At 41.8% G+C, this 23179-nt stretch carries 11 protein-coding genes; 6 read left to right on the top strand and 5 right to left on the bottom strand.

Translation table 11 applies throughout. From position 1 onward, the window contains the following. Nucleotides 1-8: 8 nt before the first annotated feature. Both CXF95_RS23560 and CXF95_RS23555 read right to left on the bottom strand, forming a co-directional pair. On the bottom strand, nucleotides 9-4964 hold the full coding sequence (locus tag CXF95_RS23560; RefSeq protein ID WP_101200959.1) for a right-handed parallel beta-helix repeat-containing protein: 4956 nt from the start codon (nucleotides 4962-4964) through the stop codon (nucleotides 9-11). A gap of 172 nt (nucleotides 4965-5136) precedes the next feature. Then, nucleotides 5137-5487 (bottom strand): helix-turn-helix transcriptional regulator, encoded by a 351-nt coding sequence (locus CXF95_RS23555; protein ID WP_101200958.1) that lies wholly within the window; start codon nucleotides 5485-5487, stop codon nucleotides 5137-5139. A 244-nt stretch (nucleotides 5488-5731) separates the two neighbouring features. Between CXF95_RS23555 and CXF95_RS23550 the strand changes: the two genes are divergently transcribed. The 6 genes from CXF95_RS23550 to CXF95_RS23530 all read left to right on the top strand — a co-directional run bounded on the left by CXF95_RS23550 (nucleotide 5732) and on the right by CXF95_RS23530 (nucleotide 13753). Then, entirely contained in the window at nucleotides 5732-6802 is a 1071-nt protein-coding gene (locus CXF95_RS23550) for an SMP-30/gluconolactonase/LRE family protein (protein ID WP_101200957.1), read from the top strand. Between the two features lie 141 nt (nucleotides 6803-6943). Continuing rightward, nucleotides 6944-9643: a response regulator gene (locus tag CXF95_RS23545; protein WP_101200956.1), complete on the top strand. Its 2700-nt coding sequence runs from the start codon at nucleotides 6944-6946 to the stop codon at nucleotides 9641-9643. Between the two features lie 11 nt (nucleotides 9644-9654). Continuing rightward, the gene (locus CXF95_RS31220) at nucleotides 9655-9780 is read left to right on the top strand and encodes a hypothetical protein (protein ID WP_255418952.1); all 126 of its coding nucleotides are present in this window, start codon (nucleotides 9655-9657) and stop codon (nucleotides 9778-9780) included. Between the two features lie 226 nt (nucleotides 9781-10006). Beyond that, the gene (locus CXF95_RS23540; RefSeq protein ID WP_101200955.1) at nucleotides 10007-10219 is read left to right on the top strand and encodes a hypothetical protein; all 213 of its coding nucleotides are present in this window, start codon (nucleotides 10007-10009) and stop codon (nucleotides 10217-10219) included. After that, on the top strand, nucleotides 10212-11990 hold the full coding sequence (locus tag CXF95_RS23535) for an ABC transporter ATP-binding protein (protein WP_101200954.1): 1779 nt from the start codon (nucleotides 10212-10214) through the stop codon (nucleotides 11988-11990). Before CXF95_RS23540 ends, CXF95_RS23535 begins: the two co-directional genes overlap by 8 nt. Next, entirely contained in the window at nucleotides 11987-13753 is a 1767-nt protein-coding gene (locus CXF95_RS23530; protein ID WP_101200953.1) for an ABC transporter ATP-binding protein, read from the top strand. Before CXF95_RS23535 ends, CXF95_RS23530 begins: the two co-directional genes overlap by 4 nt. A 66-nt stretch (nucleotides 13754-13819) precedes the next feature. On the opposite strand, the gene recD is transcribed toward CXF95_RS23530, so the two are convergent. Genes recD through recC form a run of 3 tightly spaced genes read right to left on the bottom strand, consistent with a single transcriptional unit; the run spans nucleotide 13820 to nucleotide 23125 of the window. Continuing rightward, entirely contained in the window at nucleotides 13820-15802 is a 1983-nt protein-coding gene (gene recD / locus CXF95_RS23525) for an exodeoxyribonuclease V subunit alpha (protein WP_101200952.1), read from the bottom strand. A 7-nt stretch (nucleotides 15803-15809) separates the two neighbouring features. After that, on the bottom strand, nucleotides 15810-19709 hold the full coding sequence (locus CXF95_RS23520; RefSeq protein ID WP_232788004.1) for a UvrD-helicase domain-containing protein: 3900 nt from the start codon (nucleotides 19707-19709) through the stop codon (nucleotides 15810-15812). After that, nucleotides 19706-23125, bottom strand: a complete 3420-nt coding sequence (recC, locus tag CXF95_RS23515) for an exodeoxyribonuclease V subunit gamma (protein WP_101200951.1) — start codon at nucleotides 23123-23125, stop codon at nucleotides 19706-19708. Before recC ends, CXF95_RS23520 begins: the two co-directional genes overlap by 4 nt. Nucleotides 23126-23179 lie beyond the last annotated feature (54 nt).

Here is a 23179-nt window from a genome sequence, read left to right as displayed (position 1 = left end):
GGTGTTACCTACAATACTGTTTGTTTATTGTTGATCGCCTGTAACAGCTGATACATTTCTTGTTTGGTACGTGTACTGTTGTTCATTTCAGCTTCGGTAGCGATTGACTCAACTGCGTAGCCCATCATAAAACGAGTGAATATTGCGCCATCAGTTAAACCATCGATTATGCCATCACCATTAATATCCAAGTCTAAAGCATAGCCCTCAGTAATAAGAATTGGGGTACTATTAAAACCATAAGCCGTATTATCAGCGGATATTTGCGTGTTAATTGCCGATAAATTAATAACATGCTGAGAATTAGCAGCAACAGAATCTAACAATTTGAATTTAAGCTTAAGCAGTCGAATATTTTCAACTCCCGGCCAAGCGACACTATTGTCTTGCCAAGTAAACGACAAAAAACTATCCGTATTCGGATCGTTATCGGCATTATCAGTGTCTATTTGCACGCCAGAATCAACGATAAAATCGGTAGCAAAAATAGCACTCGTTTCTATATATTCAATCGCAGCAGAGTTGAAATGCAGCCTAAAGGCCAAGCCAGGTAGGGCGGTATTAGCATCCGTAGTGGTATAGTTCAAATAGCTATAAAACTCATTACCCGCTCGCACCATTATGTTTGCTTGTAACGGAATAATATGTTGATGCACTGTTGCATTAGACGAGGCATTATTAAGGTCGGTTGAGGCCAAAAACTCATCTAAATTAGAACTACCATCCCCATCCATATCAAGCAGTGCATCGCTAGCATCTTTTGAATTTAAGCCATGAGAAAATTCAAAATCGTCTGGTATACCATCATCATCATCATCGTTATCAGCAAAATCACCGACACCGTCTTTATCAAAATCTAAATGCTCGCCAGCAATGAGTGGTAGTTCATCTAGGTTATCAGCAAAACCATCATTGTCTGTATCAGCCAAGTTAATATCCGTGCCTAGTGTAAACTCCTCTAAGTTAGTCAAACCATCACCATCAAAATCTTGTGAGGCGTCACTTGCTACCGTTGCCTGCATTCCATGCTCACTTTCCCAAGCATCAGACAAACCATCGTCATCGGTATCCACTGAGTTAAAGTCAGTACCGAGTTGAAATTCTTGTAATAGGGTTAAACCATCGCCGTCATTGTCTGAAGAGGTATTGGTTGCAACGCTAGGATTAGAACCATATAGATTCTCCCAATAGTCAGGTAAACCATCACCGTCGGTGTCCTCACCTTTCCACCATTTAAAGATAACGTTACCACTTACTGTTGCCCCTAAACCTTCAGGATTTTCTGTTAAGTGATAGGGGCCAGTATTTGTTCCCCAGTCTGTTTGGGTCAGGTTTAAAAATCCATTAGTGGCGTAGGCACCTAAATTAGTTTTTGTGTCAATTATAGTTAAAGCATTCAAGCTCACACTTTTTGTTGCTGAACTATATATACCATAGTATTCAGCCCCATCAATTACGCTGTTCTGAATCGACGGCGCGCCTTCTCCGCGTATCCAGAGACCCACTGCCTGTGAGTTATAACTGTAATTATGAGTGATATCGGCACTGCCCTTAACCAGTACATGGTTAAGGGTAGGAGACGATTCGATCATCAGTGACGTCGACGCTAATCCCGCGCGGCAAGACACCCCGAAAGAGTTCGATCCGCTGCTAGTACAGTTATCATCACCGCCGTATTCCACCGTCACGTATTGCAAACTACCTGTACTGCCCGGTGCAAAATGAATATAACCCCAATCTCCCGCTGCTGGGGTGGCGTTATCTGAGGTAAAGGTAATAAGCTCACCTGCCCTCCCTACAGCCTGCAAATCTCCTTTTACAATTAAACGACTTGCCCTGTCGGCACCATAAATGGTCACACCAGGTTTGATAGTGAGCTTAACCCCTGCATTAATGACAACCTGACCAATCAGCTTAATGTCTTGGTCAAATATCGTATCGTGAGCAATACTGCCTTGCACACGCAGGGCATCATTATCACCGTTATCTTCAACTTGGTTATTTGAGAATACGAAATTTCCTGTGCCACTGACATAAGCAGCATAAGCATTATTTTGTAGTTGGCTATTAGTTAACGAAAAGTCACCCGTTGTTGATGGCGCATAGAAACCATAAGACTCTGCATTTTCAATGGTGCTATTAGTAATCGCTGGTGCGGCGGCTCCACGTAACCAAATACCACCCGCTACTGGGTTACGGTAAGAGGCAGATGTTGTTACATCAGCTGCGTTTTTTATCGTAATATTATCTAAAACAGGTGAAGAATCTATAACCAAACTCGCTGAGACAAAGCCAGAGTAGGCACTTTCCTTTCCTAATGAGTTTGTACCAGTGCTCGTGTAATTATCATCACCACCATATTCAATAACAACATTATTTAGGGTCCCTGTACTACCCTCTGCAAAATGGATATAACCCCAATCTCCCGCTGCTGGGGTGTCGTTAATGGATGTAAAATAGACCTGATTACTGGGATGACCCAATACCTTCAGCTCACCTTTCACAATAAGTCGAGAGCCTCTGTCTTTCATATAAACATCAACGCCCTGAAAAATGGTTAACTTAGCACCTTGTGCAATGGTAACAGTACCATCAACCACTCTATCACTTATGCTCCAAGTCACATCACCGGTAATCGTAATATTTGAAATATGTAGTGCATTTATTGTTTTGCTGTAATCACTACTTTGATTGCCTGAAACCGTTGGGGGTGCGCCAATGCCATTATGCCCTAATGAGGTTTCACCATTGGTGCCCTCTAAATAATTTAACTGTGCGGTATATTTATTTGTTGGTACTTCAGCACCAGTACTCGTGGCATATAATGCATACTTGCTAACATTGGTGATATGGGAATTGAAAACCTTGCCTTGGGTAGATTTTCTAAACCAAACACCATTACCTTTGATGTGTCGCATGCTTAATTGTGAAAAGGTCGCGTTACCGTCTAGGTACACTCCTGCCGAGCCATCACCACCATATTCCACCTTTAAGGAATTGAGAGTACCAGAACTGCCTTCAATAAATTGAATACTTCCCCAGTCTCCTGCTGCAGGGTTAGAATTGTCGGAAGTGATAATAATAGGATCAGTACCATTACTTGGTGCATCAGCATACATTGAGCCATAAACAATTAATTTACTGCTTTGACTGAGCATATGCACTGATGTTTTAGGTTCAATTATTAAGGTGTTATTAGCAGCATCATCAAACCAAGTAAACTCATCGTTAGCGGGGATGTTTAATGTGCCTGAAATTCTATAAGGATTAAAACCACTAGCCTCCCAAACAATCGCAGAGGTAAATTCACCATCGGGTATTTGATGATTTTGTGGCGTGCCTTTTAATGTTCCTGAAATATTTGGTCGTGCGGCTACCTGTATTGGTGTAGCCATTTCATAATATGCGGCATTATCGGGGTCGGTTGTCGCTGGCACTAGGTTATAAGGCTGAACCGAGTAATAATAAATTTCACCTTGATTTAAATTTAAGTAATTACTTGAAGTATCGTGAGCAGCCATAACCACTATTGAATCTGTACCACACCCGTCATTAACATTTGGCAATGCAGTATCACCATTAAAATTCGATGATGGTTCTGACAAGCCTTGGCAGATGATCACTCCATCATAGCCACTGGGTAAGCCACTGTTGTAAGTGATACGGACACCATCATTAAGTGATGTCGCTTGTACGCCTGTAACGGTATTTTCAATCAAAACAGTGTCAAAGGTTTGGGTATTTATGATTACCAAACCATCGCTATCGGTTACTTGATAGTCAATCCCGGTATTATCACTGCCCATATTGATAACCGGAAATACCTGACCACTGTCAGGTATGGTATAAGTCCAGGTTTGGGTGTTATTTTGTACTTTCAAGGTTTTTCCAACAGGGTAATTGTCAAACCTAAATCGCAGTTGGCTTCCTTGGGAGGTCGTAATTGCTCCAGAAATGGCTCTATCAACAGTTTCCTTAGGCTCAATCGATGCTTGAAACTGAAGTAAGTTTAGTGAATAAATAGCTAGGCGGTTTTCGTGAAAAAAATCAGGAGCTTTAACATTTGCAGTAGTGAAACTATCTTCCATTTTGGATAAGAACATTTCATCAGTTACCTCCATCCCTTCTGCTTGCCGATCCAAGACATACCCAACAGCAAAGGCCAGTGAATTAACACCTGCATTTACGACATCCAATTTAAGAGGCGAAGCGACCACATTGCTTGCCGCCCAAAGCGAAGACGCAACAAGGTCAACCTCTGGGATGTGAGGGAGCTGTGTTAAACCATAATGAGCACCTAATAATTTAGCAAAGGCCAGTTCTATTGAGTCAATACTATTTTCTAATTCAGAGTAATTAACAGCGATTTCATTCTCTAATTCGAATCCAATACCTAGTAAACTGGAAAACTCACTTGTTTCTCTAAATACTTCAAAATTATTCTGATAGCTTTCAACAATAATTATTGTTCGTGCAGACTTGTCAAACACCTCTGCATTTGAATATGTCGCACTAACATATCCTCCAACACCGGTTCCTCCAGTAATTAAGGCGCCTATAATTACAATTGCACACACAACTGTGGCAGTACAAACAGCAGCTGCGCCAACAGCAATTGCAAGTCCACCAAAAGTCCCAATGAGACCGATACGTTTTGCCCAAGTACCATCATCATCCCTTTCCAGTACTTCTGTTTTATAGCTTTCTAATGCTTGCCTAGAGTCGGTATCAATGCCCTCTACATATTGAGATTTCCGATAAGAGATTAACGTTAGCGATTGCGATGCCTCATATAGTTTTGCTGCCGACTCACGACTTAAATCAACAGTATTAGTGCCATTTTTTTTGATATAAAAATCTTTAAAAGGAACTGATAGCTTTTCGACATTATCGGTTCCTAAGTATTTGTAATAAGGAATTTGGTATTCAACTGAGTCAAAGGTAACCGTCGCTTCTGCAATCAATTGACCTGCGAATACGTTAACTGAAAAAACATCGTCAATAACAGTGTCAAACTTTTCACAGCAACTTTGAATTTTTGAAATTTATTCACTACTTTCATATTCATTCCTATAGAAATAACTTTGTTTTATACCGACTATTCTTTATAAATTTTGTTGTGCAACGGATCACCAACTACCCATACTCCGATGGCATCACCCCATAGTGCGCCTTGAACAAATCAGAGAAATAACTATGGGAACTAAAGCCAACCTGATGCCATACCTGGCTACATTTAATGCCGGTATTTAGCAGTAAGGTTGCCTGGTTTAATCTTACTTTTTGTAATAATTCAGAAGGGGAAATATCGAAGTGTTGTTGGGATTTTCTTCTTAGGGTTCTTTCAGAGTATTGTAAATTTTTTGCTAAATCTAAAACCCTAATTGATGTGGTTTCATGCAATAGTTCGAAAGTATTAAGTAACGCTCTTGCTTCTGCACTATCGACTTTGAGAACTAACGCCGTGTTGTTGATTACTTCATTCATAACTTCCCTTAACCCTATGAATAATTAGTTAGTAAAAAGTAAACGATATGAAGTAAACAGTGTTATCAGAATTCGGACAGTTAGTGTCTATTCTTGGACAAAATGAGTTTTAGAGCTTGTTATCAATATTTTGACTTTACTTTAATATCCATTTAAAATCAAATACTTACTAAGTAATTACTACACTTTCGCAAAATAAACTGTTTAAATAGCATTCAATGTTTTGAATTTTAGGCGTAGATAAATGCATGGACTCTTGCAACAAATTGGCTTAGTTATGCATTCACGATTATTTTCGGTGTGCCTTATTCTTATTGGCTGTATTATTGGGTACCCGAGTCACGCAAATATTTCCCCTAAAGTTATTCAAAGCGTAACCATTGAAAATGGTGGCACTAACACGGTTATTTACGACATTAATCAAGATAAATTCAATCGATTATGGATCGCTAGCACCGAAGGTTTGTTCATATACAATGGTAAAAAAGCGACAAAAATATGGCCAGTTACAGGCAGTGCCAATACCTATTCTATTACTAACGACAATGACAACATGTATGTTGGTGGTATTTTCGGCATGGTTAAATTTAATGCTCGTTCTTTAGCAACTGAGCCTGTTAGTACGTTAGCTAAGTACAAAGTTTATGATTTTGCTATTGCCAATAACGAAATTATTTTTAATCAATTTGATAATGGCTTATATACACTCAATTTAGCGAATGATGAAGTGCGAGAAATTGCCATCAGTGACTATGTCACTAGTAATGACATTAAAGCCATTGAGATAGATAAACAAGGCACAGTATGGGTGGCGGTTCAGGCTAACGATAGCTCAAAAGGTTTGCGAACGGGCGGCTTATTAGAGATAAAAAATGGCAAGGTGGTTGCTATCCACTTACAACAAAAAGATATGATTATTGCTAACCTAACAGTGTTTAAGGATAACTTTGTTGTATCCACTGCAAATAACGGCATTCTTGAATTTGACCCTGTAACTAAAACGATTGTTGCACAGCACTACCCGTCAGCACCTTACCCTGCCATAAACAACTTAGCCATTGATAACAACGGCTGCTTTTGGCTGGCAACTATGTCCCAGGCACAAACCATTTGTGATGAGAAAATAAGTAAAATATCCGGTAACCATCTAAAAAACTTACCGATTACAGATTATCAAACAGTCTTTTTTGACCCCAATAATGAAATAGTATGGTTAGGTGCAATTAATGGCGGCGTTAGAGGAATTCATTCTCCCAAAGAAAATCCGTTTAGCTATTCAATGACAGATAAAAGTGCTAACAGCTTGACAGGGTAAAGTATCTACTCAGTTAACCAAGCAAAAAATGGGGATGTTTGGCTTACTTATAATGGGGAAGGTATAGATATTATCTATGCTGAAACCAACGAGCTTAGCCATATTAATTTAGCAGAGCAAGGCAATAGGGCTAATCATCTATTGTCGTTTGCCTTTGACCCACAAGGCACTGCTTTTGCTGGCTCTTTTGGAGGCGGTGTTTGGCACAAAACTATTAATGAGACAACGTTTAAACCCTTTATTCTGTCAAACAATGAGGCAGTGCAACAGACCATTGTTATGGATTTTGCTTTTGCAGCAGAGCGTGTCTGGGTAGCGACTCTTCGTGAACTTTTTGAGCTGAGCAAAAGCGGCGAAATTGTTCGCACCATAGCCAAAAGTGAATTGATAAATCAAGGTAATATCTACGGTGTTATGACGTTGGACAGCGGCAATATGTTGCTGGCAACATCAAACGGTTTGATTAAACTTGATAAAACGTCCTTGAAACAAACCTTATTAAATCCAGCTGATAAAAATGCGCCTGGCTGTGATGACGGCATGATGGATTTAACCCAAGATGCTAATAATGTTATTTGGTATGTTAGCCAAGCGTTATGTAGCTATGACCCTACTACAGGGATCGTAAAGTCGGTTTCCAGTCACCCTTTATTTGTTGCAGGGATGACCGCTATTATTGCCTTACCCGATGGACGTATTGTTGGCCAAGACGGCAAAATAGCCATTTATGATCCTAAAGACAATTCAGTTAAAACCATTACCGCAGCCAATGGGCATTTTATTGATGACTCTACGCAAAACTTTGGTGCGATGGCGTTAATTGACGATCAGTTAGTGGTGGCATTATCTAAAGGGCTGTTGTGGCTTGATTTGACTAAAGCTATTCCAGAGGAATTATCGCAAAATCCACTATTCATCAAAAAGTTGATGGTAATGAATAAGCCAAGAGCCATTGTAGGATCAAGCTTACAAAGCCCTCTCGTTTTCCCATATGATGAAAAGGTGGCCTTTTTAGACTTTGAACAAGTCGATTTTTTTAATCAACACATTACTCACCAAGTTGAAATGCCTAGCATTATTGATACACCACTGGTGCTTGATAGACTTAATGGTTTCGCTATTCCTACCGCCACTGAAGGTGCTCACCAGATAAAAGTTTTCAGTAGTAAAGACGATAAAATAATCAACAGTTTAGATTTTAACATTGAAGTGAAACCGCCTTATTGGCGCACACCACTTGCTTATGCTCTTTATGTGTTTAGCTTGTTATTAACGATGTTTGTCATTTATTCCCTAAGAGTTAAAGCCATTAAACGTGACAATCGGCGCTTAGAAAGTCTTGTTGGTCAACGAACAAAAGAACTCAATATATCCCTGCAAGACAAACAACGTATGTTTGAAAATATCTCTCATGAATTTAGAACCCCCCTCACCGTTATTATCGGCAATACCGAAGCGCTTTTAAAAGGTGAGCATAACAAACGAGTCGGTGTTGTGCATAACCAGTCAATACGACTATTATCCCTTGTTGAACAACTCCTAAAACTTGCGGAATTAAAGGCAACAAAAAAAGCAGTGCAGACCGTTAATTTACGTGAATTCATTCCTATTCAAGTTAACTCGCTAAGTTCATTGTGTGAGCAATATGGCGTGACATTGCAGCTTACAGATACAACTAAGTTACCAACCGTTGAAATTATTGACGATAGCATTATGTTAATCATCACAAACCTAGTGGGTAACGCCATTAAATATGCAGACCGAGGCACGCAAATAGCGATTAGTGTCGATGTTTGTGACAATAAACTAAGCTTCAAGGTGATCAATCAAGCGGAATCATTTGATACTGAAATTAGCAAAGAAAGATTTGTCAGGTTAGATAAAAGCGAAAATAGAAGCGAAAATATTAACACTAGCGGTAATGGCATAGGTCTGGCGATCATGCAGGAAATTGCTAATCTAAATCATGGTATTTTTGATATCAATGCCAAACAAGGTTTGGTGACGGCTCAAATAGCACTATCGATAAAAGTGGTAGAACAGCCCACCCCAAGTATTCCATTAGAACATTCTAGCGAACTCGACTGCACAAACCTAACCTTAGCGACAGTAATGGTAGTAGAAGATAATCCGGAGTTGCGCGAATTTATCACCGGCATTTTAATTGAGCATTTTGATGTTATTGCTTGTGAGGATGGCGCTGAAGCACTCAAGCAATTACAAACAACAGAGTCGTTACCTGATTTAGTGTTAACCGATGTTGTTATGCCAAACCTTAATGGACTACTACTAACCCAAGCAATAAAAAATAATGATGAACTTCGGGCAATACCTGTCGTGATCCTTTCAGCAAAAGACGACTTACCCACCGTAAAAGAAGGTTATCAGTCATTAGCCGATGACTACATAACAAAACCTTTCAACAGTGACTTATTACTGAGTAAATTGACCAACCTCATCTCAACATTACGAGCGATGAAGGAAAAAACACTCATGTCATTATTGGTAGCCAAAGTTAAACCAAAAACCGAGTTAGAGACGAAAATAGTGGAGGCTCTGGAAGTTAATTATTCACAAGAAGCTTTCTCTGTACATTTATTAGCTGAACACCTTGCTATGTCAGCTAAAACACTCAATCGGCGCTTGCTCAGTATATATGGATTACCGTTTAATCAACTCCTGAGAGACTACCGACTTGAGAAAGCAAAAGACATGTTATGCGCTGATTTATCGGCAAAAGAAGTCACCTTCAATTGTGGCTTTTCTTCACAAGCCTATTTTGGCCAATGTTTTAAAGCCAAATTTGATATCAGCCCCGCATTGTATAAACAGCAACAGTAATTGCCCAACAAATGTTAAATGCTAAACCTAAAAATTACCCAGTTGTTGATGATGCCGGTAAAGTGCTTGGCGTGTTAGCATGGCGACACATTCTGATGATGCTGGATGAAAAATTACAGGAGCTGGTGCACATCTAAAAAAGCGCACCGTTAAAGTGCAAATAAGGCGCTTAAAGTTTATGTATAACTGGATCTACCCCTATTTATCTCAAATTATTAATATAAAAATGGACAACAGTGTTACTCATTTTCATTGCAGTAAGATTTTTTAGTTCTTGTATTCGTTGTTTCCGAGTAGCAAAAACCACTTGATAAGTGTACACTTATCAAACATTTCTGGTTTCCCCCTTCAAAGTGAATGCAAATGCCCAATAAATCCAATGAAGCTTGCCGTGATCATGGCGGTAAACGCAGCGGTTGTGGTCGCAAGCCCGGCGTGAAAACTCAGCCCATTCGCCTGCCTGAATGGTTGCTTGCGCAACTGAGTAGAGAAGGAGACCCAAGACAGCTGATTATCGATGCTTGCCTTGCGCGATATCCATCGATTTATAACGAGGGCTCAGACAGCAATGACTAAATCAAAATTTATAATTCACTATTTAATGTTGAACAAATATTCTTATTTGTTCGCCATTGTGTGTATTTTTGTGGTGAATTATTTGCAAGTGGAAATTCCGCGCTACATCCAGCTTGCTGTTGATTTACTTAACGAATCAACAACCAAGTCGAAAGAGGGTTTGCTTGAAAACGTACAGTGGGTGATTGCGCTGTCGGTGGTCATGGTGGTGATCCGTATTCTGTCTCGAATGTTTTCGTTAAACCCAGGTCGAATTACCGAAGCGGCCTTAAAAAATGATTTGTTTCATCGTTTAAATCGTCTGCCTTCAACCTTTCACGAGCAATATGCGTCCGGAAAATTGATATCCATAATCAATAATGACCTCAATGGCATTCGCCTCTTTTACGGCATTGGTTTTTTACAGCTGTTTAATATTTTGTTTGCACTGTCTTTAACGCCGATTTGGATGTGGAGAATTTCTCCACAACTCACGATGTACTCTGCGATCCCTATCGTGATTGCCTCTGTCATTTTCTGGCTTGGTTTTAGAAAGTTACGAGCCTTACATGCAAAGCGATTAATACGTTTGCAGAATTTGTCCGAACAATTGATGAACTACTTGTCGGGCATCGACTTGATTAAAAATCAGCAAATGAGTGAATGGGTCACCAACGAAGTAAATCGGGTCAATGCCCGTCTCTTTGATTGCACGATGCAAATAGCCAAAATCCAAACCTTCTTTATGCCTATTCTGGATTACGCCAACCATTTTATGAAGGTGCTAATTTTAGGACTCGGCGGTTATTATCTTTTGCAGGCAAAGCTAACAATTGGTCAAATTACCGCTTTTTTGTCCTACTCCGTACTCCTAGCCCTTCCATTGATGCACTTGGGGCGAATTGCCACGGTTTATCAAATGGGCATGATCAGTATTGATAGTGTGCAGAGCATTCTCAATAACGAGGTGCCAAGCAATGATATGTTGAGAATGAGCGACGCTGAAAAATCCTCCTTACAGGGGTCGACCCTCTTGGTACAAAATCTCAGTTACCGCTACCCCAACGCTACAGGTGAAAATAATGAGTGGGTGCTAAAAGATCTGAGTTTCTCAGTTGAATCTGGCGAGAAAGTCGGCGTTTTGGGTAGCATTGGTTCGGGTAAAAGTACCTTAGTGAATTGTTTAAATCACCACTTGTCCCTTGATACGGGGCAAATTTTTTGGGGTGGCAAAGATATTACGCTGATGTCTCGTCAGGATTGGCGCAGTTATGTGCGCACCATTACCCAAGACCCTTTTCTGTTTTCCGATACGATTTCTGAGAATGTTAAATTCGGCGTCAAACAACAAGGCCAAGGCGCTGATGATCTCGACGTAGATCAGGTGCTCGAACTCAGCCAGTTACACGAAGATGTGCAACGTTTTGGCGCCGGTGACCAAACCCTAGTGGGTGAAAAAGGCATCATGCTGTCGGGCGGACAAAAGCAACGTCTGAGTATTGCCCGGGCGCTGCTTACACCCAGCGACCTCATCATTATGGACAATGTGTTGTCGGCAGTGGATTACGAAACCGAACGGACCATTCTTAAAGGGGTATTTAATCGCATTCAGGGGCAGAGTTTGTTGGTGGTGTCTCACCGAGTCAGCGCGCTGGAATACATGGACAAGATTTTGGTCTTGGAACAGGGTGAAATCATCGCTCGTGGTACTCATGCTCAACTACTTGAGTCGTGCAGCTATTACCGCGAGACCTGGGAATTACAGCAACATGAGACGGAGACCGCAGCATGATTAAATCTCCTGATCTCCAATACCTCAAACATTTCTTCCACTACGCTTCACGCTACAAAAAAACCGCCGTAATAGGATTACTGATGATGCCGATATCGGTGGCAGCCAACTTGTTGTTTCCGTGGCTGGTGATTCAAGTGATTGATGAGCACCTCACGCCAGGTAAATACGCTGGGCTGATGGTACTGATTACCTTCATGCTGGTGGTATTAGTAGTCAATTACATTGCCGATGCATTCTACACCTACTGCTTGCGTTTGACCGGGCAGAAAGCTGTATTCGATATGCGTATGGCCTTGTTTGAGCGCATTTTGAAACTGCCCAGAACCTACTATGATAAAACCCCCACAGGTGTCACCTTGTCGCGATTGACCAGCGATCTCGAAGTGATCGGTGAATCTTTTGTGCTAGGCGTGTTGAGTTTGGTGAAAGACTCCATCAATACTTTGGCGGTGCTGATCTTTATGTTTTTTATCAACTGGCAATTGGCCATGTTGATCTTGCTGGTGTTTCCTCCAGTGTTAATGCTGACCCAATATGTGCGTAATCGCCTCCGTGAAATGTATGCCATCACCCGCTCATCTTTGGCTAAAGGCACCGGCTTTTTGCAAGAGTGTTTGTTGGGAGTGAAAACCGTTCAGTTGTATGGCGCCGAGGAAGAGGTGGAATCTAAATATCACGGTTACACCGAAGACTTCCTGCGTGCCCAATTAAAAACCAATAAATACGATGCCACTTTGTTTTCGATTATAACGGGTATCACCAGCATCACTATCGGACTGATTATTTGGTATGGCTCAGGAAAGGTACTGGCGGGTGTCGTCAGCCTTGGCGTCTTGATAGCCTTCATCAATACGTTAGAAAAAGTGTTTGTACCGCTACGGGATTTCACATCGCAGATAGCCTCCATACAGCGCTCTTTTGCGGCCTTTGAGCACATAGAAGAACTTTTTGTGGAAGGCCTCGAAGAGGACGGACGCACCCTTTTACCACCAGAAACACTAAAGGATAAACTGATTAATTTTGAATCCCTCGAATTCAAAAATGTACGTTTCCGTTATGGCGGCAAAGGCCCCTACGTTTTGGATGATGTGTCCTTTAAACTCAATAAGGGTCAGCAATTGGCCTTGGTGGGTACAACCGGATCTGGCAAGTCAACCATCATCCGCATCATGAGCAAAACCTATATGGACTATGAAGGCAGCATTCTTCTGAACGGCATTGAGCTGTCGAGCATACCCAAAGAGACAATGTTGCACTTGTTTTCTCTGATGCAGCAGGACGTGTTTCTGTTTGAGCAGAATATCCATTTTAATATTTCCCTTGGCGTCGACGAAATCAGTGACGAGGCTGTGGTAGACGCCGCAGAATACGTTTATGCACACGACTTTATTTTAGGGCTGCCGAGTCAATACCAATTTGAGTTAAAAAACAGCGGCAGTAACTTGTCGGCAGGTCAAGCTCAGCTTATTTCTTTTGCCCGCTCAGTAGCCCAAGGCGGGCAAGTGATGATGTTGGATGAGGCCACCAGTTCAGTGGACTCCATTACCGAAAGTCTGATCCAGAAGGCTATTGGGCGTTTGTTTGAGGAAAAGACCGTAATCGCGATTGCTCACCGCTTGAGTACCATTCGCCACTCAGATCAAATTTTGGTGCTCAACCAAGGAAAAATTGTAGAGCAAGGCAGCCATCAGGAGTTACTGGCGATGAAGGGCGTTTATTCTGGCTTACTGACGGATGACGCCAATATTGCAGACGACTAAGGATGACGATTGCCCTAGACTGCTTGATTACGCCAAATGAATAAACGAGACATCTTTCTGATGTATTCAAATATGTTGCTTCATTAACCTCTCAGCCAAACCACTGCCCCTAATACATTGCTGCCCTAAACTCAGACTCAAGGCTTTAGGCTCTGCAAACAACATAAAGTACTTTTTCGCTCGAGTAAGCCCTGTATATATCAATTCTCGATTTAGGCCTCTGCCTTGATTATTGGGTGTGATGGGTGGCATACATAAATAAACAGACTCGAATTCTGAGCCTTGGCTTTTGTGAATAGTCATGGCGTATAAGGTTTCTAGACTAGGTAAGCGGCTGGGTAACAATCCTCTTAGGTCGCCTTCTGGTGTGACAAACCATACTTTAGTTAAAGATACATTGTTGGGGTCTGGCATCACTATGCCTATGTCACCGTTAAATAACTTTAGCTGGTGGTCATTTTTTGACAGCATTACGGGTCTGCCAGTATAGAAATCTTTGCTGTTATCAATCAGTCCTTGTTTGTGCAATTCGCTCTCGATCAAAATATTTAGCTGGGTAACACCCCAATATCCGCTTTTTTGGGCGCATAACACTTGTTGTTGCTGTAAATATTTAAACGCCTGGCGTAAATCACCTTGATGTATGGCTTGAATATATTGTTGATAAATCGGCAACAGTTTAGTGATCAGTGTTTTTAGTATTTCGTTGGCCACTGCTTGGGATGAAGTTTGGGTAGGTTGATACCAATTTATATCAGTGAATTGCTCAGCGTTTAATAAGCTAAAACTCTGATTAATCTGCCCTGCTTTAACTTGCTTGGCCAATTGCCCAATACCGCTTTTTTCGTTAAACCTATGACTTTTAACTAACCTCACCACATTGTCTCGAATAACGCTCTGATTTGTCGTTTCAGTAGTCACTATGTCCTGACTGGTAACAGTGGATACACTGAGCAACTTGGTTAAGTGCAACTGCATAGTGTCGCTATAGGCCATATAAGCATTATCGGGGTTGCCACTTTGAAAATGACTGGCGGCGCAGATATCAGATAACACACTGCCCGTTTCGACTGAGGCGAGTTGGTCTTGATCCCCTAACAAAACAACCTGAGCATGCTTTGGCAATGCAGCGAATAGTTTTGCCATTAACGGCAAGTCCACCATTGAGGCTTCATCAAGCACTAATACATCTAAATGTAATGGATGATTGGCATCTGCTCTGAAATACGGGCTTTGTGGCCTAGCACCCAATAATCGATGAATGGTTTGGCATTGTTCGGGCAGGTTCGCTTGTAAAGCAGTAGGTAATTTTAGTTTTGCTGCGCTGATGGACTCTGTCAATCTTGCCGCGGCTTTGCCTGTGGGCGCGACCAATTGTATGTTGAGGGTTTTGCCTTTTTTAGCGGCGAGTCCTTGTAATAACGCCAACAGTTTTGTGACTGTTGTGGTTTTACCTGTGCCCGGGCCACCGGTAATAAAACTCAGTGTTTGGCTTGCGGCAATACATACCGCTACTTTCTGCCAATCTAGTATTTGTGTATCAGCATTATCAAACAATTCGCTTAGTAAATTCTGTGCAGCAGCCACATCCAAGTCTAGTGCTTTAGTCGACTTTTCACTGATGATAGCGGCTAGTTGTGACTCGTATTGCCAATATCGCTGTAAATAGAGTTTGCCACCTTGCAACACTAGCGGCTTTGCGGTGTTTTCATCTAAGCTAATACCCGTTGTAGCCACATTCGCGAAAGTACCTGCATTTTCTATATAACTCAGCAGTATTTTCACTTCTGGAAAATGATATACACCTACAAACGGTTGGCCTAAACGCTCTAAGTCAATACAGCTATGTTGTGCACCCGATTGGGCGCTCACATAGGCAGCCAACATGGTTAAACATTCTCTAGGGGATGTCGCGGTGGTTTCTAAGGCTGATTCTTCACTATAAACAAAATCTGCAAATGCCATATCGATGGCACGAATTTTAGCCATCTTAAGCAACTGCTCAAGACCGTATTGTAACTCTGGGTTGTTTTGAACTTGCATCAACATAAGTGGCTTACCATAAGTCTAACTGTCCTTGTTGTTGCGGTTTTTTATCAGGCTGATGTTCGGCGCTGGGTTGGTGAGTTTTTGCAGGCGGTTTACCCAAAAACAAATCATCTAATGCTTGGATCATCGATAGTTCAGGTAAAACAAAATACACACCATTGCCTGGTGTTGCTTGGCTCATGCCCCGTATAAATAAATAATAAGCACCGCCAATATGCGTTTTATAATCATAATTAGGCAGTTTATGTTTTAACCAGCGATGTAAAGCCAAAGTATACAGAATGGCTTGTAAGTGATAATCATGGCCTGTCATAGCTTCTTCCATGGCTGAATAGTGATAGTGCTCATAACTATCACCTAAATGATTAGATTTATAATCAGCCACATAAAACTTGCCGTCATATTCAAACATTAAGTCGATAAAACCTTTTATCATGCCGTTAAGTTGCTCGAACTGGTAATCACGTGCATATTGTTTTGAATACTGATTGATGATGCGATTGAAGTCGCCTACCTTGACTTCATGCAAAGGCATATGAAACTCCATCTCCACTTTGACTTGTTTAGCAGATAACTGCGCCAAACTGATGACGAGTGTTTGTGTTTGCGTTGGTGTTTGCGTTGGTGTTTGCGTTGGTGTTTCCATAGCGGTTTCTGCTTGCGCACTGAAAGGCGCAAGCAATACCTCTGTTAACCAGTTTTCTAAACAACCATGCCATTCTTCACTTATACCAAACCAAGTCGATTGCTGGGTTATCACCTTAGCTAACTGCTCAGGCTTTTGCAGATCAATATTTTCTAAGACACCATGTAAAAAAGAACCGGCGTTAGCTCCGCGCTCAAAACTAAAGGGGCTTTGCGTCAGCTCAGAATTGAGTGATGATTGCTCAGCAAGTTCTTCACTCTGCACAAGGTGTAACACTTGGTCTTGGCCTTCATCTTGTCCCGGCGCAGGCATATCCAAATGCACTTGCTGGCTACTAATGGCCGAATAACTCGTAAGGCGCCAAGCTCTGCTTACAGGTTTTGTTAGTTGTAAGGCCTTAAGTTGACGTAATTTGGCTTCACTATTTTGTGTTATGCCTCCCTGTGGGGTTGCGCTTTGAACTTGAATAAAAGTGCGATAAGACAAATCGCACTTAGCAGCTAAGGCCTGAATACGTTGCGCTATATGCTGATCGGTAATGGTGAGTTCTGGATCAGTTTCAGGCTCGTCTTTGGACGACATCAACAAACAGCCCAAGGCCGATTGGCCAAAGCCAGATACTTTTTTACTTTTGCCTAAGCTGATATTCCACACACCAATTGAACAATAATAAACAGCACGGGTTACGGCCACATAAAACAAACGGATATCTTCGGCTAAACGCTCAAAGTCCGCTTTTTGTAAGTTTTGCTCTTGTATTAAAAAATCTACCTCAAGCTGCTGATGCTCATTGTGATACAAGGCTTGTTGCGCTGTTTTATAACTGCTGGCAAAAGGAATGAACACTAAGGGGAACTCTAACCCCTTGGATGAATGCAAGGTAATGATTTGCACTAAATTGGCGTCACTTTCTAAGCGTATTTGTTGACCATCGTTATTGTGGTCAGGCTCTAACAAACAACTTTCGAACCAGTGAATAAGCTGTGCTTCACCCACTAACTGCAAGCTTTGTTGTTGCAATAATTCAGTTAAATGGCGCAAATCAGTCACTCGCCTTAAACCGTCAGTTTGATGTTTGATCAAACCTTGTTCCACATCAAAGTGTTGCAACACTTGGTTTATTGCACGTATCAAACCTTGTTTTTGCCAGGTTTGATGCCAGTAAAAACGTTGTTCTAACACTTCTTGCCAGCTGGACTCATCGTTAAACAAATTATCTAACTGCTGAGCATCAAAGGTGAACAACTCACTCATCAACGCCGCTTTTAATAACCGCTCGTCTGTGGGTTGGCTAAGGGCTTTGAGTAACCTAAATAGGTCCACTGCAATGGGTGTAGCGAAGACACTCTTGCGGGCTAAAAATACACTAGCAACATTGACAGCAGACAAAGCATGTTTGATCACTTGTGCTTCGTTACGATTACGCACTAATACACAGCAGTCTGAAGCAGTAATAGCACGGTTTTGTATTTGCGCTTGATCTGTTTGGGCTAGGTGCAACCAGTGTGATATTTGATTGGCCGTAGCAATGGCTAATTGAGTAGAGGCATCACTGGCGGATATAGGCAAGTTTTGTTCGCTGCATAAATGCTGAAAGTCTAAACTGTGAACCGCTTCACCTTCAATAGTTAATCCAGCAAAATCACGCCCAGCTTGTACCGGATAAAAAGGAATGCTTTGTTCAAACAAAAAACCTTTTCGGCTACTTTCAAATAACTGGTTGATAGCCTTGACTAGTTTTGGCGCTGAACGCCAGTTAGTGGCCAGAGTAAAATGCCGCTTATGATCAACCCAGTCTTTGGCTTTAATATAAGTGAAAATGTCTGCGCCCCGAAAGGCATAAATAGCCTGTTTTGGGTCGCCAATCATGATCCAACAGGCTTTTGACAGCCCTGAGCGAACATCAGAATGAGTCTCTGAGCTAATATCAGAACTAGCTCCTGAGCTAATATAAGAACGAGTCTCTGAGCTAATACCTAACATTGGCTCTTCATTAGAAGCGCCGTAAATGCCTTGGAATACTTCAAACTGCACTGGGTCGGTATCTTGAAATTCATCAATCAAAGCGACTGGGTAGTTTTGTCGAATGGTATTAGCCAAAGCGTTAACTTTGTCATCAGAGCCAGCTTGTTGGCTTATAGCGCGTTGTAAACCCAGCAATAAGTCATCGGGCGATAACAAATGTAACATTTGTTTGTGTGATGCAAGATTCGCCGACACCACCGACATAGCGTGTTGACTAAAGGCCAAGATTAAATTTTGTTGGCAACCCAGTAACATGCTTTGTAGGCGTTCAAACTGGCTAAAATCTATGTGGGATAAATCCTCACTGCCCTTCTTTGCGGCCTTGGCCACTTGTTCGGGAGAAAACAACTGCCAGCCAGTCTTATCAAAATCAATTTGTAATAAGTCAGTTTTACAAAATGCCTGCATATCTTGCAGGGTTGGCAATTTGCCCAATTTGGCACGACCATTTAAATTAGCCTTACTGAGTTGTTGGCTGATGTCATTTGATAACCACCACTGTTTAAGCTTGGCAACTTGCTCTGCGTATTGCTTAACACTTTTGATGGCTGAGTCAATATCTGCAGTTTGATAAGGCGTGGCATGCTGACTCAGCAAGCGACTAATACCTTTAAGCATGGCATCAGGTGTAGACCAATGTTTTAACAGTAACTGCAAAGTATGCTGTGGCAGAGTCACCACATGTTTACGCCAATAATCTTCGGCAGCCATTTTTAGCCATTCACTTTCATCTAAAATAAAACTCTGCTCATACATAGCACCACTTTCAAACGCATGTTCGGTGAGCGCTTTGTGGCAAAAGCCGTGAATGGTATACACCGCCGCTTCATCCATTTGTTTACTGGCTAAGGCAAGTCGCTGGCAATCGAGTTCAACATTGTCACTTTGGTCGATAAGCTGTTGAATAAAGTCGTCTTGGCTAGCTTTAGCAAAAAAATCTAAATAAGCTTGTCGCAATCGTTGGCGAATACGTTCTTTTAATTCACCTGTGGCGGCATTGGTAAAAGTCACCACTAATATTTGCTCGACGCCTAAGGGCTCACAGCCATGGCCGAGTAACAGTCGAATATATAAATTGACTATGGTGAAGGTTTTACCGGTGCCAGCGCTGGCTTCAATCAGTGATGCGCCAGACAAAGGGAAAGTGAATGTATTTAGAGGTTGCATAGTCGCCAATTTCACTGGGGTGATTTCATTGAGAGGAATATTGGCATCAGGAATGAAAGTGCGGCTCATTTTGCTTCACCTAATGCGACTAGGGGTAAAAGTAAGACTTCTGCTATTTGACTAAAGTTTTCAAAGTGTTCGGCTAAATCTGGGCAAACCCTTTGAATATGGGCTTCTGTGCCCTCCCCTGCAGCAAAGTCATTGCCTTTAAATGTATTCAATGTTTTGTTTACGTCTTGACTGGTTACCCATTGCCAAGCAGCTTCTGGGTAAAAATGCAGTACCTGATCCGCACCGCGCTGCCAATATTCAAGCCAAACAGCAAGTTGCTGTAAGGCTGCTTCTTTATCAACAACAGGCAATGAATACAATTTTTCGGTGCTGATAAAATGCGCCTGGTTGAGTGTTATTTTAGAGGCTGTTATAGAAGAATCTGCACACAAACAAAGCCATTGTAAATACAAAGCGATACGATCTTTAGCCCTGAGTTTTCCGGTTCGCCAGAGTATTAAGTCTTGCCCATAAAGCTTATCCACACGACCTAACAAAGTAAGGTCATCAATCTGCAATTCAATATCAACACTTTGTGGTGTGTTAATCGATTGACTCAACTGGGATATTTGTTGTGCTAGATCAGTGCTTTGTTTGGTTAATGGCCTTAGTGCCAATTCCCCTATTTTTCCTGGTGGCAATTTGCCTTCGGCTCTTAGTTCATTTAATAAACCCAGGTTAATATTTTGTGGCTTATTTAGGGGTTCTGTTGCTGTGTCTGGTGTTGCGTTGCGTTGCGTATCCAAAGCGTGCTGAACCAATCTTTCGTTGACTTGGTATCTATCAAGTCCATCAAAGGCAAAAGGTTCTTCATCGCTATTTTGTTGGCCTAGTGGGTAAAAACGGGTTTGCCAACGTTGAATAAAAAAGACTTTGGCGGGGTTTTGGTAAAACTGGATCAGGGCATCAAGTTCAAGTTGTGTGGTTTGCTCTAATGATTGACTCAAAGCAGCGTTGTTAAACATCAATGCATGGGAAGCTTGTTGTAATTGTTCGGCAATGGCTTGTTGTTTTTGGTTAAAGCTAATATAAGACTCAGCTTCTCCATTAATCTCGAAATAGGCCTGATGAAAGGGCTGCAATTTATGTTTAACCGTTAAATGGGCAAGCAGGTTTTTCTCGGTGTCTTCCACATCCAAAACCCATTGCCCAGACAAACAAAAACCTTGTTGGCAATATTCCATTAATTCGCTGAGCAAAATGGAAGGGGCCATGGGGCTATTGTCTTTTTGACTAAATCCTTGGTAACTAAAATACAGTTGTTCTCTGGCCGACAACAATGCTTCTAAAAACAAATATCGGTCATCTAACCTGCGGGATCTGTCACCACGTTTTGCGGTCGCCAAACGCATTAAGTCGAATCCCATAGGCACACTTTGCCGTGGATAGTCGCTGTCGTTCATGCCTAACAAACATACCATTTTAAAGGGGATACTGCGCATTGGCATCAAAGTACAAAAATTCACATAACCTGCTAAGAACCGCTGGCCTACACCATTTTCCTGAATATTTTGTTGTAGCTCACTGACAAACACATCTTGATCAATCTCTTGGGTATATTGGTGGCTGTGGACTAACATTTTTTCGAGGGTTTCCCGAAGAATGAGCATGTCGGCTTGTTCAGTTTCATCTGCGTCATATAACTCAGCTAACAACTCAAGGGCTTGTGCAACTTTGTGTTCGATGTTTTGTGACTGTTGGCAAAACGCCAGCACCTTTAACAGTGCAACGGTAAACTGATAACACTTTCCTAAAGCCACTGCTTGCTGGCCTTCGATATCAGCATAAGCCGCAATCAATTCTTGTTTACCTTGATACAACTCGGTGCTTGTCATGGCATAACCGGCTAACAATCGTTGTAAACCAAACACCCAGGTATTTTGCTTTTCAGGGGGCAGATCCCAGCGCTGCTTGTCTTGTTCATCCCAGCCCCAACGCACCCCGGCATCGGTTAACCAATGTTGTAATAATTCAAATTCTTGTGCATCGATTGCAAACTTGCGCTGCACGGCTGGCACTTCAAGCAACGACAACACTTCAGATAAGGTGAGTCGGCTTTGATGCAATTTCATCAGCTGTAAAAAGCTGCTCAACAACGGTGATACCTGACCCACATTACGGTCTGATATGGCATAAGGAATAGCCAACTTGCTATCTACCGCACCAAACACTCCTTCGATAAAAGGTGCGTAAGTGGCAACATCGGGCATCATCACAATCACATCACCAGGATGCCAATCGGGGTTGTCGTTAAAACGTTTTAATAATTGGTCGTGGAGAATTTCTAGCTCACGTACTTTGGAATGACAGGCATGCACTTGCAAAGAGCGATCTGTCGGAGCAATTTCAACTTTTGGATAAGCTTTGCCATTGGACAATAACTCGCTGGCGTCTAGATCATCTGCGGTGGCTCTAAACTGTAAATGGTTCACATCAGATTGAATATGCTGCAGCAAACATTCGGGCTGAATATCCACAAAGTCGTCTTGTTGCTGTAACTCAAAGCCCAGCAACATATCTTGATAATCTCGGCCTAACTTGCCCCAAGAAGCCAGTAATGGATTACCTATATCCAAAAATTCAACACCACCTGATTCAGTATTATCTATGGCTTTTAGTTGGGCTTTTGCCTGGGTTTTTTTGTCGACTATATCGCCCCAATAATGCTGGCTAGGATTAAACCAGAATATCAGCACATCTCGTGTTTCAGCCAAGGCGCTGAGTACTTCTAGTTGTTGCATGGGCATAGCGGAAATACCAAACACCATAAGCGGTTTTACGGTGTTAGCCTGATCATCACGATTGTCTTGAGTATGTAAGGCTTCAAGCAAAGTGTGATGTAAATTGGCTCGATGAAAAGCTGACTCACCTAAAGCCTCGCTATTGGTTACCAAAGCGCGCCATAAAATGGATTGCCAAGGATGAGACTCACAGATACTTTTATTATTAGACTGTTCATCGGGCAAGTCATTATGGCCAGCTTCCCAATGGATGATCCAGTCGGGTCGATACACCAAATATTGGTCGTAGACATCAGCAATTTTACCCGCTAATTGATACAACTTAAGGGGTTGTGAGTCCGACAAATACTGTTCGATAGCGGCAAATTCGGGTTGCTCCAGCATAGTGGGCAATATCGACATGAGTTTCCATGTCATATTGGGTTTAGTGAAGGCAGATTGTTCAGGTAAGTTTGCTACATGTTGTTGATACAACTGCCAAATAAAACTTGATGGCAGCGGAAAATCGATATTTGCCGCAATACCCAAGTTTTCAGCGATTTGAATTTTTAACCACTGGGACATGCCCGGGCTTTGCACCAATATTTGATCTGAATCAAATACCGATATGCCCTGACCTGCGCTTTCTTGCAAACAACTGATTAAACTCTCAGCTAAGCATTCCATTTTGTTTGACTGAATCAGATACAGCATAAATAAAGTATGTTTCTTGAAGCCAATGATTTAAGGTTTTAGTCTATCAAAGTC

Origin of the sequence: Paraglaciecola sp. MB-3u-78, assembly GCF_002835935.1 — a bacterium.
Classification (GTDB): domain Bacteria; phylum Pseudomonadota; class Gammaproteobacteria; order Enterobacterales; family Alteromonadaceae; genus Paraglaciecola.
The sequence above is the reverse complement of the archived record's forward strand: the minus strand, read 5'-3'. Positions and strand labels throughout refer to the sequence as shown.